Origin of the sequence: Pseudoalteromonas sp. P1-9 (assembly GCF_001399975.1) — a bacterium.
In the GTDB taxonomy this organism is placed as follows: domain Bacteria; phylum Pseudomonadota; class Gammaproteobacteria; order Enterobacterales; family Alteromonadaceae; genus Pseudoalteromonas.
In genome coordinates, this window is record NZ_LKBD01000030.1 from 22,990 (window position 1) to 36,882 (window position 13,893).

At 42.4% G+C, this 13,893-nt stretch carries 10 protein-coding genes; 7 read left to right on the top strand and 3 right to left on the bottom strand.

The features are described from left to right. The first annotated feature begins 91 nt into the window (after positions 1-91). From AN214_RS16155 to AN214_RS16175, 5 genes are all read left to right on the top strand, one after another. On the top strand, positions 92-1,798 hold the full coding sequence (locus tag AN214_RS16155; RefSeq protein ID WP_010561798.1) for a chloride channel protein: 1,707 nt from the start codon (positions 92-94) through the stop codon (positions 1,796-1,798). A 12-nt stretch (positions 1,799-1,810) separates the two neighbouring features. Continuing rightward, positions 1,811-2,245 (top strand): CopD family protein, encoded by a 435-nt coding sequence (locus AN214_RS16160; RefSeq protein WP_010561799.1) that lies wholly within the window; start codon positions 1,811-1,813, stop codon positions 2,243-2,245. A 48-nt stretch (positions 2,246-2,293) separates the two neighbouring features. Then, entirely contained in the window at positions 2,294-3,310 is a 1,017-nt protein-coding gene (locus AN214_RS16165) for an aspartate carbamoyltransferase (protein ID WP_010561800.1), read from the top strand. Positions 3,311-3,328: 18 nt separating this feature from the next. After that, on the top strand, positions 3,329-4,609 hold the full coding sequence (hemL, locus tag AN214_RS16170) for a glutamate-1-semialdehyde 2,1-aminomutase (protein ID WP_054980673.1): 1,281 nt from the start codon (positions 3,329-3,331) through the stop codon (positions 4,607-4,609). A 124-nt stretch (positions 4,610-4,733) separates the two neighbouring features. Then, positions 4,734-6,563: a methyl-accepting chemotaxis protein gene (locus tag AN214_RS16175; RefSeq protein ID WP_054980674.1), complete on the top strand. Its 1,830-nt coding sequence runs from the start codon at positions 4,734-4,736 to the stop codon at positions 6,561-6,563. A gap of 28 nt (positions 6,564-6,591) precedes the next feature. Here AN214_RS16175 and mrcB read toward each other — a convergent pair whose 3' ends face one another. Continuing rightward, positions 6,592-8,904: a penicillin-binding protein 1B gene (gene mrcB / locus AN214_RS16180; RefSeq protein WP_054980675.1), complete on the bottom strand. Its 2,313-nt coding sequence runs from the start codon at positions 8,902-8,904 to the stop codon at positions 6,592-6,594. 211 nt (positions 8,905-9,115) lie between these two features. Between mrcB and AN214_RS16185 the strand changes: the two genes are divergently transcribed. Continuing rightward, entirely contained in the window at positions 9,116-10,168 is a 1,053-nt protein-coding gene (locus tag AN214_RS16185; protein WP_054980676.1) for an aldo/keto reductase, read from the top strand. 17 nt (positions 10,169-10,185) lie between these two features. Here AN214_RS16185 and AN214_RS16190 read toward each other — a convergent pair whose 3' ends face one another. After that, positions 10,186-10,881, bottom strand: coding sequence for a hypothetical protein (locus tag AN214_RS16190; protein ID WP_082428604.1), 696 nt, complete (start codon positions 10,879-10,881; stop codon positions 10,186-10,188). Positions 10,882-11,012: 131 nt separating this feature from the next. Here AN214_RS16190 and AN214_RS16195 point away from each other — a divergent pair, with 131 nt between their 5' ends. After that, entirely contained in the window at positions 11,013-11,432 is a 420-nt protein-coding gene (locus AN214_RS16195) for a DUF3429 domain-containing protein (protein WP_054980677.1), read from the top strand. 12 nt (positions 11,433-11,444) lie between these two features. On the opposite strand, the gene hrpB is transcribed toward AN214_RS16195, so the two are convergent. Then, positions 11,445-13,886 carry an ATP-dependent helicase HrpB gene (hrpB, locus tag AN214_RS16200; RefSeq protein WP_054980678.1) on the bottom strand — a complete coding sequence of 814 codons (2,442 nt, stop codon included), beginning with the start codon at positions 13,884-13,886 and terminating at the stop codon, positions 11,445-11,447. Positions 13,887-13,893 lie beyond the last annotated feature (7 nt).

The following is a 13,893-nucleotide window of genomic DNA, read 5'->3' on the forward strand; positions in this document are numbered from 1 at the left end:
TACTCGCTATACAAATTAACTTATTTTTTATTGCTATTATGCTGTTATAATTACGTCATAATTAACCCTCTGAATTACCGATAACAATCGCATGACATTTAGCCAAAAAGTAACCGATAATTTGGCGGCCTTACGAAGGGTCGTTGCTCGTCCAAAATCGAGTATTCAATTAGCGTTACTGGGTGTGCTAGCGGGCTTAGTTGCCGCCATGTTGATTATTATGTTTCGCTTAGTGGTATTAATTGGCCAAAGCGGCTTTGTCAGCGAATACGATAACTTCACTCAACTTCCTGAAACTGAGAGATTAATACTACCTATTCTCGCCGCAGTATTTATTGCTACTTTCGCTTACCTAACAGGCTTTAAGCATTATCGCCTAGGTATTCCCTACGTTATTCACCGCATTAAACAAAACTATGGCCAAATGCCTATTTGGAATGCCGTTAACCAATTTGTTGGCGGCGCAATTGCACTTATCAGCGGCTTTTCAGTGGGACGAGAAGGCCCATCGGTACACATGGGGGCAGCAGGTGCCAGTGTTATAGCCAGTTATTTGCATTTGCCTTTCAATGCCATGCGTACATTAACGGGATGCGGGGTAGCTGCAGGTATTTCAGCATCATTTAACACTCCGCTTGCAGCGGTTATTTTTGTAATGGAAGTGGTATTAAGAGAGTATAAAGTGCATATTTTCGTACCGGTTATTCTGGCATCGGTAACTGGTGCGATTACTACTCAATTTGTTTTTGGCTCCGATTCAGAGCTAGCGCTAATTCAAGTGGTATCGATTCCACCTTGGCATTATCCCTATTTAGTTGTCTGTGGCATTGTACTCGGTGCGGTTGCGTACGGCTTTAACAAAAACCTGATGTTAATAATTCGCACCTTTAAATCGGTAAATATGTTCCCTCGCCTTATTTTGGCAGGCATTATTACTGGTGCAATTGGTTACTTAGTACCGCAAGCCATGGGGTCAGGTATGAGCGCCATAGATATTGCAGTAAGCTCCCCTGAACAGGTTCAGTTACTGACCACCATTTTAATCGCTAAATTATTAGCAACCTTATTTGCCTTAGGCTTAGGTATTCCTGGCGGCATTATTGGCCCAGTTATTGGACTAGGCGTTATTTTAGGCTCACTAATGAGCTACTTTGCTGCGTTTATTAGCCCTGAAGTAAACATTACAGGCACTTACGCAGTACTTGGTATGGCAGGTTTGCTTGCAGCAACGCTCAATGCGCCACTCGCAGCACTGATGACAGTCATGGAACTCACTGCTAGCCACAGCATTATTGTGCCAGCTATGTTAGTAATTGTGTCTGCGTATTTAACCGCACTCCAAGGCTTTGGCAACCGTTCCATTTTCTTACAACAACTGGACTTTCAAGGGCTTAAATATCAGGTCTCTCCTGCCGTAGAAGCACTGCAAAAAGTTGGGGTTATTGAAGAAATGAGCGACAAATTCAACTTACTTTACAGCGATGATAAATCGCTTATCGCTGAGTCTCTTGATGCAGCGGACGCACAAACCCCGCTAATTGTTTTTGATGATGAAAACGGCTACCGCCTTGCTGAATACGACTTAAACCTTACCGCTGAAGAAAGCGTGTCAATCCGCTATATCGAAATGCAAGGTGTCACCAGCCAAGCAACCCTTGGTGATGCATTTGAGATTTTACGCGACAATCGTTCAGGGGTTATTTACGTATATGATCAACTCAAAGACAATGATATTTTAGGCATTATCCGCTGGGATGACATTCGCCAAATTTTAATGATCCGCAACGCATTGCTTTAGGATATAACAATAATGAACACCCTATTACTGATAAAAGCACTTCACATCTTTTTTATGGTTGCTTGGTTTGCAGGCATTTTTTACTTACCCCGTTTATTTGTTTATCACGCGCTTACCGAAGAGCGCAGCAACAGTGCCATGCTAAAAATCATGGAACGTCGATTACTTTTCTTTGTTACGCCATTTGCTATTTTAACGGGCGTTTTTGGCATCACTTTAATTGTAATGTATGGCCGAGAGTGGTTCCGCGCGAGCATGTGGCTGCATTACAAATTGGTGCTGGTCATTTTGCTTTATATTTACCACGGCTACTGCTTCAAATTACTGGCCGACTTCAAACACGATAGAAACCAACGAAGCGATAAGTTTTACCGTATATTCAATGAATTACCTGTTTTAGTACTGCTTGCGATTGTTATCTTAGCGGTAATGAAGCCAAGTTTATAAAAAATCTGCTATATTAGCGCCCGAAAATAACTGTTCAGGATCTTTATCATGTCAAACTTTGTTGGCCAGCATGTTCTGTCTGTAAATGAGTTAAACCGCGATGCGATTGAAACCATTTTTAATGTTGCAAAGAAAATGGAGCCGTATGCAAAGAAACAAAAACGCACCAAAGTACTTGAAGGTGCTATTCTTGCAAACTTATTTTTCGAACCAAGCACCCGTACCCGTGTAAGCTTTGGTACTGCGTTTAACTTGCTTGGCGGCCTTGTTCGTGAAACTACCGGCATGCAAACTTCAGCGCTTGCTAAAGGTGAATCTCTGTATGATACCGCTCGAGTAATTTCATCATACGCAGATGCGGTTGCCATGCGTCACCCAGAAGCACACTCGGTTGCGGAATTTGCTAATGGCTCAACGGTACCAGTACTTAATGGTGGTGATGGTCCAAACGAGCACCCAACACAAGCGCTACTTGACCTGCTAACAATTGATAAAGAACTTGCGCGCTTTGACCGCAATATTGACGGCATGCATATTGCCCTTGTCGGCGATTTAAAATACGGCCGTACAGTGCATTCACTATCAAAGCTGCTGTGCCATTATAAAGACGTAAAATTTTCACTTGTCGCGCCAGATGGCTTGCAAATGCCTGATTACATTGTTGATACCGTAACTAATGCAGGTCATCAAGTTGAAATCGTCAACCAAATGGAAGGCAACCTTGCAGCCGATATCGTGTATCAAACACGCATTCAAGAAGAACGCTTCCCATCGCAAGAAGAAGCGAATAAGTACCGTGGTGGCTTCCGTATTAGCCAAGCGATTTACGATGCACACTGCAAACCAAACTCTGTACTAATGCACCCATTACCGCGCGACAGTCGCGGTGATGCAAATGAGCTTGATAACGACTTAAACAGTAACGATAACCTAGCGATTTTCCGCCAAGTACAAAATGGTGTACTGGTGCGTATGGCGCTATTTGCATTAACGCTAGGTGTTGACGGTCTCGTCGACAAATATGAAACCGAAGTGCCATGGTTCAGCCGTAAACAAAATACCTAATCTTATTTGGAACAAATTATGACAATTAGCCAAGACTTATTTGATAGAGCTCAGGCGTCTATCCCTGGTGGTGTAAACTCACCGGTTCGTGCATTTAACGGTGTCGGTGGCACACCGCGCTTTATTACTAAAGCCGAAGGCGCATTTACTTATGACGCCGACAACAACAAGTACATTGACTATGTTGGCTCTTGGGGCCCAATGATTTTAGGCCACAACCACAGTGCCATTAAACAGGCAGTGCTTGACGCTGTTGAAAACGGTTTAAGCTACGGCGCACCAACAGAAACTGAAATCCTAATGGCCGAGAAAGTAAAAGCACTTGTGCCATCAATCGAAAAAGTGCGCATGGTAAGCTCAGGTACTGAAGCGACCATGAGTGCAATTCGTCTGGCGCGCGGTTTTACAGGCAAAGATAAAATCTTAAAGTTTGAAGGCTGTTACCACGGTCACGCTGATTCACTGCTGGTAAAAGCGGGTTCTGGCGCACTGACTATGGGCGTGCCAAATTCACCGGGTATTCCTGAAGACTTTGCGAAGCACACACTGACTGTATCGTTTAACAAACTCGATGAAGTTAAAGAAATCTTCGCTAAATTTGGTGATGATATTGCGTGTATTATCGTAGAGCCTGTGGCGGGTAATATGAATTGTATCCCACCAGTTGCTGGCTTCTTAGAAGGTCTACGAGCAGTGTGTGACGAATACAAATCAGTACTGATTTTCGATGAAGTAATGACTGGCTTCCGCGTTGCAAAAGGCGGTGCGCAGGCGTATTACAATATCACACCAGATCTAACCTGTTTAGGTAAGGTAATCGGCGGCGGTATGCCAGTAGGTGCATTTGGTGGTAAAACTGAAATCATGGATTACATCGCACCAGTAGGCCCGGTTTATCAAGCAGGTACGCTTTCAGGTAACCCAATTGCCATGGCGGCAGGCTTAAAAGCCCTTGAGTTACTGGATGTTGACGGTCTTCATGACGAGCTTGAAGCGAAAAGCAAACGCATTTGTGAAGGCTTTAAAGCTGCTGCGGAAAAAGCAGGCATTGAACTTACCACAAACTACGCCGGCGGCATGTATGGTTTCTTCTTCACATCTGAAGAAACAGTAACTACTTACCAGCAAGCAACAGAATGTGATTTAGAGCGCTTTAAAAAGTTCTTCCACTTAATGCTTGATGAAGGCGTTTATCTTGCGCCAAGTGCATTTGAGGCTGGCTTTGTTTCAACGGCACACGGTGATGCTGAAATTGAAGCAACTATCGCTGCTGCAGAGCGCGCTTTCGTTAAGCTTTAAGCAAATAAAGTAGATTTAATTTATAAAACCACGCACTAGCGTGGTTTTTTTTGAACGAAAAAAGGCAAAAACTCGTTCTTCTTATAAACTTGTACCACTGTGTCACTTAACAGGATCAGAGTTTATGTCTCAACCCAATGCCTTTATTCTTCCCGCCGTTACCTTAATGGCAAAGCTAAATTACTCTAAAAAGATCATTGTAGTAGTATGCGTGTTACTAATTCCCTTGGCGATCAGCTTAATTTTTTTAAACGTACAGCTTAACCATCAAATTACACAGCACCAACGGGAACTCTCAGGACTAAAAAATTACAAACCTTTGCTACAGGCGGTTGTCGAGAATAACTTAAATAAAGTTGCAGCCAATGACTTTAATGTTTCAGCTAATAATGCGTTAGAGTCTCTCAATAAAATATCGATAAAAAGCCAATTGGCAACCGATAACGATTTAGCGAGCAATTATTTAAATCGCGCCATAGTAGATGATTTCCCGCTGCTCGTTGCTAATTTTTATGCAGTAAAAGAAGCCACAGACACAGTAATAAATAGTGGCAGTTTTACACCTGATACTTTTATCCAGTTATCTAACCAAAATAAAGCGTTACCGAGTTCAGTCAATAATCTTGAAAACAAATTGATGGTCGCGATGACACATCACAAACCAACAGAAACTGCGCTACAAAGCGTCGTGCTCGATACCAAAAGCGCCCTGCTAAACTATCAAAGAACCATTAAACAGCAAGTGCTCGACCCCGATTCTATCAATTTATCACGCTCGCAGTTTTCTCAGCTAAATAATAAAACAATCGAAAGTTTAGAACGCTTTACAGACACCTTGCTGCCACACCTAACTAAAAAAGTACGCCAACAAATGGCAAACGCTCAGTTTATTCGTAACAGCGTGCTAATTGCATCGATTCTGTTTACGGTAATCGCGCTTTACTTGGTGACAGGTTTTTATTTTGCAGTTATACGCACACTATCGCGTTTATCTAACACCGTAAATGAAGCCGCCAACGGCTCACTAAATATCAAAGTAAACCTTGAAAGTGACGACGAATTAGCCGCTATCGGCCATCAAATTAATTTTATGCTAAAGCAGTTTGCAGAGCTTGTAGAACAATCTCAACACGCCGCACTTGAACTTAATCAAGCAACCTCTCTGCTTGCAGATGCAAGTGACGCAAGTCGCCAAGATGCGATACAACAAGAACAAAAAATTGCTGAAATTTCGAGTCAATTAAGTGAAATGAGCAGCTCAGCACAAGCGGTTGAGCAACAAGCCACCGATGCGCAAACCTTAGCAAAAGAAGCCAGTACACATGTACAGCAAGGCAGTCAGAATACGCTTAATTTAAGCCAACATATGGCAGAACTACAGCTTGACTTTAAACAGAGCCAAGCTGCGCTTAATAAGCTTGCAGAAGACACACAAAACATTAGCAATGTTAGCGTCGCCATTAGTGAAATTGCAGACCAAACTAACTTACTTGCACTCAATGCCGCTATCGAAGCTGCTCGTGCAGGAGAACAAGGTAGAGGGTTTGCTGTGGTAGCTGATGAAGTACGAACACTGGCAGCACGCACTCAACAACAAACGCAAGAAATTCACACCATTGTCAGCACTCTACAGGTGGCTGCAAAAGATACTCAACATAAGATGCAAAACAGTGTAGATAAAATGGAGCAAGGCGTTGAACAAGCCAACCAAACACGGGATATTTTGGCTAACGCCGAACACGATATGCAATCAATTGACCGCTCTGGTGCTGCAATTATGGAGCAAGCCAGTTTACAGACCAGTAGCACATTAAATGTTGTTGCGCACAGCGATGAAATTAGCCAGCTTGCACAACACAGTTTAAGCTCTGCGCAAAGCACCGCTTCTGAAGCGAATCATATTCTGCAAATCGCCAACAAGCTGAAACAATCTCTTGGCCAGTTTAAGCTTTAAGCTTGTTGTTCAAACATCACGATACGCGCTAGTAACAGCGCGGTCGTGAATTAAATAACTCTGCTGGTATTGGCAATTTAAGCACAGTGCCGCATCCTGGCGGAGCTTGTCTGCCCGTTTCTGTATTAACAAATGCCCATTTAATGGACGGTGGTCTAGGTGTCGCGATTGACTCAGGATTAAGCTGACGCAAGTAGCGAATGTAAAGCTCTAAAGCACCAACGCTACCAGTTAACTTAGTCGGTTTATTATCATCACGACCAACCCAAGTAACGGTTACCGTATTTTGGTCAAAACCGGCAAACCAGCTATCACGCAAGTTGTTGGTTGAGCCCGTTTTACCTGCTAACTGAATGGTTGGGAAGTGTAATTTTAAGCGTTTCGCGGTGCCTTCACGTGTTACCTTTTGCATTGCATATTTAGTCATGTAACTAGTCGCAGGAGAAAAGCGCGTTTCAGGCGTACTGTTATGCTGATAAATAAGTTCGCCCACAGCATTGGTAATTGCCGCTACTGACGTTAACTTACGATAATCGCCATCAAACGCAATAGTTGAGTACATTTGCGCAACATCAATCGGTGCAAGCTCTTGCGCACCTAACAGTAGTGACGGGTACTGGTTAATTGACTCATCAACCCCTAATCGCTTAATTGACTCAGTTACAGCAGGTAAACCTAAATCTAGCCCAACCGCCACAGCTGGCATATTGATACTTTTACTAAAGGCTTGGTAAAGCGGCATTTTACCGCGGAATTTTTGGTCGAAATTAGACGGTGACCAAGTGTGTCCGGCTTCATCGCTAATTTCCATTGGCTCGTCATCAACTAAGCTACCTAAGGTGTATTTACCCGATTCAAATGCCGTCATGTAAATGGCTGGCTTAACCAATGAACCGATATTACGTTTGGTATCGAGCGCTCGGTTAAAACCATTAAAATCGCTATCGCGTGCACCTACCAAGGCAGACACTCCGCCGTATTTTACATTAACCGACAACATTGCCGCCTCAAGTTTAGAAGTCGATTTTAAACGCTCTAAATATGGCAACCCAGTTTCAAACGACTTTTCCATCGCCGCTTGTTTTTGTAAATCGAAATAAGTAAATACGCGTACACCTGCGTCAATTTTATCTTTTGAATTTAAAATTGTTTTCAGCTCGCGGCGCACTAAGTCCATATAGCCCGGGTGCTGATTAATATCAAAGCGCGATAGTGGTTCTATTTTGATATCGCGTGCTAACGCCAGTTTATAGCTCTTAGTCGAAATTAACCCATTCTCAACCATTAAGCGCAGCACCAAATCACGTCTTTCCATCGTGCGCTCTTTAAAACGTCTTGGATTATAAAAACTAGGCCCTTTAACCATCGCCACTAATAGCGCCACTTGGTCGTATTCAATTTCATTCAGCGGTTTACCAAAATAAAACTCACTGGCTAAACCAAAGCCGTGTACACCTTGCGAACGCGACTGACCTAAATACACTTCGTTTAAGTACGCTTCTAAAATTTCGTCTTTGCTGTATCTAAAATCTAAAATCAGCGCAATTAATGCTTCATTGATTTTACGTGTTAGGGTGCGATCTCGGGTTAAATAAAAGTTTTTCGCTAACTGCTGAGTTAAAGTACTGCCCCCTTGCACTGTGCGACCTGCGCGAATATTTGCAACCAAGGCACGTACAATAGACCAAACTGATACCCCATGGTGCTCGTAAAAATTGCGGTCTTCTACCAATAGCAAGGTATCTTGTACTACTTGCGGAATATGACTAAGTGGCACAAACTCGCGGTCTTGCTTGCTTTCGTTGGCAAGGCGCGCCAGCTGCAATGGTTCTAAGCGCGCCATTGATAAATTTGCCCCTTGTTCATCTTTAATTGCAGCAAGCTTTTTCGGGCCAAAGACTAAATCGAACCCAACTTGTTGTTCTGCCCCATCATAAAATTCAAAAGCACGGCGATAAATACGAATAGTATTGCCTTTAATAACGTACTGACCGGTATTATTGATGCGATTAACTTCAGAATAATTAAGGCGTTGGAGTTCCCACACCACTTCATCTTTTGATAAGTATTGGCCGGGATAGAAGGTCATTGCGCGGGCATAAATTTGCGCTGGTAACTGCCACTTGTTACCCTCAAATTTATGGCTAATTTTGCTATCTAAGTAGATTAAATAAAGTGCTAGTGCAACCAACAAACCAGCACCTAGCTTTAACGCAAGCATTGAAAAGCGTTTTAATTTGCTCGGTTTGGTTTTAGCTTGAGTGGCTTTTTTAGCGCGCGGCTTACGCGTTGTAGTTGTCTTTTTCGTTGCCGCTTTTGGCGTTTTCTTTTTATCTGTCATTGCACTTAGAATTGAGAAAAATCCTGTTTATCATACCGATTTTTGTATCGCATTTCATTGCCAATACCTATTAAAACCCCCATTATAATTGCCTGATGTTGTTGTTTGTATTTTAAATCAGCACGGCTGAGTATTGTTCTCATAAAAAAGCATCAAATCGCAACGTCATATTTTCACTAAATCTAATAATTTTAAGACCAGAAGGTTCGCTATGAAATACGCAAAATTAGGAAGTTCAAACATTGATGTTTCACGTATTTGTTTAGGCACCATGACCTGGGGTGTACAAAACAATCAACTTGATGCCAATCAACAAATTGAGTTAGCCGCCGAGCTCGGTATCAACTTTATGGATACAGCCGAAATGTACGCTGTACCACCAACACCCGAAACCTACGGTAAAACAGAAGAAATTATTGGTAACTACTTTGCCAAAAATAAACGAAAGCGTGATGACTGGGTAGTTGCAACAAAGATAGCAGGCAATGGCCTGCCTTGGATCAGAAATGCTTCAGACATCACAGGGCAAGCGGTTATCAATGCAGTTGATGCGTCGTTAAAGCGCCTACAAATCGACACCATTGATGTGTACCAGCTACATTGGCCTAACCGCACCTCTCCGCATTTTGCAAAACATAGACCAAACCAAATTAGTTTTACAAATGTTGATACTAAAGCGCATAAAGCGCAAATGTTAGATATTTTACAAGGGCTAGATCACTGTATTAAAGCAGGTAAAATTCGTCACTATGGCCTCTCTGATGATACGACCTGGGGCATTCATACGTTTATTGAGTTAGCCAAAGCACATAACTTACCTCGCCCGGTGTCTATTCAAAATGAATTCAATTTACTGCACGCTAAAGATTGGCCTTATCTAATCGAGCACTGTGTACATGAAAAAATTGCCTATTTACCTTGGTCGCCGTTAGCAACTGGAATGCTAAGTGGAAAATACCTAAACGATGCTAGACCACAAGGTAGTCGCTGGACATTAATACAGCGCAATGGGTTATTTAGAAATACCGAAATCGCACAGCAGGCGGTTGCTGAATATTGTCAGCTTGCTGCGAAATTAGGGATTACACCAAGCCAACTTGCACTGGCATGGTGCGATAAAGTAGATGGCGTAACTTCGACCATTATTGGTGCAACTACGCAACAACAACTAGCCGAAAACATTGCCGCATTTGAACTTAACCTACCAGATGACTTTATGGCGCAAGTAGATGCTATTTGGCGTAAATACCCACTACCGTATTAGCGCGGGCAGTTAACATACTAACGCTTAAATAATGTGTGTACTAACTGCTTTAAGTTAATCGGCATAATAACAAATAAGGCAACACCCGATGAAAAGTGCGGGTTTGCCTTACAATAAAATGCAATCTCTCGTTTTTCGCTGTTAAAAAATGCCTTTAAATCATCGTCACTGTAAGCACTACTGCGCCCTGTTTCCACTAAACAACGGGTATTTGTAAGTGAACTAACAATGCCAGCCTTGTTAAATGCGTCAAACAAATCGCGTTTATGATTCAAAAACTGCGGGCTAGGGTACGTGATTGCAACGCGCTTACTAATAGCGCGATACATTGCAGGGCTTAACATGGTGTCGGCGTAGTAAATATCTTGCCAAGGGTGCATTAACCAATACTTAAACGCTTGTTGAATAGAAAACGATAAAGTATGACCACCTTGTCGAAATTCAGGATAAAAGCCAGCGGATGCTCTTAACAGTACTTTTTTGTTTGCACGTTCAAACGTAAGTAAACAATAACCAACAATGTTTCCATCAGCAAAATAAAGCCTTAAAACACGTTTAAACGCCGCATTACAATTGAAGTATTTTTCAAAATATTCGTCACTGGAAATGCCATTAAAACAGGCAGTAAAAATATCTTTGAGCGCTGAAATATGTGATGTATCTAACCAATTATTTGGCCAACTAAAATCTTGTGTCTGCTGAATTGTACCCACATAACCACCCTAAATAGAGCTATAACTCTAAACAGAATATCAGAGCCTGTTTATCTAAATCCATAATAAACTAAACAAATCTGATGATTCTCGCGTACAATCACTATCAATTGAAATCGTGAATTGTACTTATGTCAAAATATAGCAATCAAACACTATTAGGTTACCTTGGTCTTATTCCATTTTTATTATTAGTAGGTGCTCACTTTCTTTTTGAGCATGTTTTATTAAGCCAAGCATTTATGTTTTATAGCATTAGTATTATGAGTTTCGTTGCCGGTACGTTATGGCGCGAGTCAAACAGTAATAAGCTAAATTGGCTAATTGTATTACCAACAATTCCAACGCTAGCGCTCGCACTATTTGATACAAAACTGGCCCTACTCTACCTCGGCGCCTGCTATGTTTTTGTCTTGGCAGTGCAAAAACGTACCGAAACATGGGGTAAATTAAACCCAGATTATCAACGCATGCGTGAGCGTATTACGGGTGTAGTGTTGGTTTGTCATTTATTTTTTGCCGCACAACTGCACCATGGTGTGGTGCAGTAAAAAACAGTGTGATTACATTCTGCTTTTTACTTTATTAGTTGCCTTAGCATTGGCCGGATCGTCTGGCCAAAAATGCTTAGGGTAACGTCCTTTCATTTCTTTTTGTACTTCACGGTAACTTGACGCCCAAAACCCTGCTAAATCTTGCGTGATCTGGAGCGGTCGCATTGCCGGTGACAGTAATTCAATGGCTAACGATAGCTGACCATTCGCAAGCTTAGGTGTGGTTGCAACGCCATACATTTCTTGCATTTTTACCGAGAGCTTTGCAGGCCCATCAACTTGGTAATGAATTTTTAGTTTTGAACCAGTGGGCACAACTAATCGCTCGGGCAATAGTTCATCTAATAAAGTTTGCTGTTGCCAATCAAGCAATCCTTTAAGTGGCGCTATTAAGTCCAACTTTTTAAGCGCCGCTAAACTATTTACTTCATTTAAATAAGGCGAAAGCCACGTGTCAAGATGATCAAATAGGTGTTGTTTTGATAACTGCGGAAACCCATTTGGTAAAAATTGATGGGCTAACGTTAAACGCACTATGTATTGCTCAACGTCAAACGTTAGGTTTAACAGCTGCCACCCTTTTCTTGCGATAATATGACACCAAGCAGCAGCTTTTTCATCACCATTAAGCGCTTTATTGCTCGGTTTACGTGACAGTATCAGCTGCCCTAAACAATATTGTGTTTCGGCAATAAAACGCCCAGCGCTCTCATCAAACTGTGCAACGTCTTTATTTTCAAATAAGTACGGCAACGCCCTTTCAACTTGTGCTAAGTCACACTTACACGCATTAAATACGTGCTGCCCTGTCGCACCGCCCATATCACCAATACACAATAGGTCATCATAAATTGGAAAGTCATCATAAAGCGTTGCGCCTGCACCATTAGCTAAACGTAATCCGTTACCGCGTTTTTGCGCAATGCGGTCGGGAAAAGCCAACGCCATTACAATCGATAAATATTCAAGAGGTAAATGATTAACTGCCGTTAATTTTAAGCGTTTAAGCCACAGGCGTAGTTCTTTATCAAAGTTTGGCTGCGGTGATTTAAGCTGAAAATTAAGCCCAGTTGCAAGGTCATTACTGCGATTTACCTGACTGGTGAAAAGCGCAACCAGATACACCGCCAAATGATAAATACCGGTATAATCAGCTTCAAGCTGCTTAGCTTTTATTAACATATGAGCAAAACGTAGCTCTGTACCATAACTCAACATTTGTTGACCTAATGAGGTAATCTTGCCATCAGCAGTGATAGCTTCAAGCATCAATAACAGGCTGTTTGCCGCATCAATCTGTTTGGGTGATGGCTGATCCAGTAACACCAAATCGTCAATTGACGTTCCCCAATTAGCGCACTCTAAAACAAGCTGACTAATATCGCTGCGCAATATTTCAGGTATGGCATGGCATGCTCGTCGCTCGAAATGTTCTTTACTGCCTAAGCGATACACCACACCCGCTTCGATGCGCCCTGCACGACCCGCGCGTTGAATCGCCGATGACTTAGCCTCATTAACAGTAAGTAATTGGCTAATACCATTTTTAACATTGTATTGGGTTATTTTCTCTTTACCTGAATCAACAACAATGCGAATTCCATCAATGGTTAAGCTGGTTTCTGCCACATTGGTGGTGAGTACTATTTTCCGTTGCCCTTCGGAGCATGGCTTAAGCGCCGCTTGCTGTGTTTTTTTGTCTTGCTTGCCAAACAGTGCGTAAATTGCAGTATCTTGCGCGATGCTTCCTGTGTTTTTGGCTGCGATAAGCTCAGACTCTACCGCTTTTATTTCTTTTACGCCGGGTAAAAACACCAGTGCGCTGCCGCTTTGTTCTGCCATTGCTTGAATGGTTAACGGCGCAATTTGCGCGAGCCAATCAGCTTCATTTTTAACTGCAGTGTAATGTTCAGCGATAGGAAATTGACGCCCTTCACTTTGTACCAGCGGCGCATCGAAGTGACAACTTAAACGCTCCCCATCAAGCGTTGCCGACATAATCAATAATTTAAGATCATCACGATAAGCCATTTGCGCTTCAAATGAGAGTGCAAGTGCTGTTTCAGCTTGAATTGAACGCTCGTGAAATTCATCAAAAATCACCAAATCTACGCCGTCTAATTCAGGGTCATCTTGCAGCATACGTGTCAGCATGCCTTCAGTTACAATTTCTAAACGGGTGTGTTGGCTGGTAAAATTTTCACCACGAATGCGCAAACCGATTGTGTGCCCTAGCGGCTCATCTAAACAGTCGGCCAGAAAGCTTGCGATATTGCGTGCAGCAAGCCTACGTGGCTCTAACATAATAATACGTTTGAAGTGATTATCTTTAATTAATTGCAGTGGCAACCAAGTTGATTTACCCGCCCCTGGTGGCGCTTGCAGCACCACGCGCTCATGTTGCGATAATCTAGAAACCAGAGTTTGATAAACACTTTCAATCGGCAGCAAAACAACT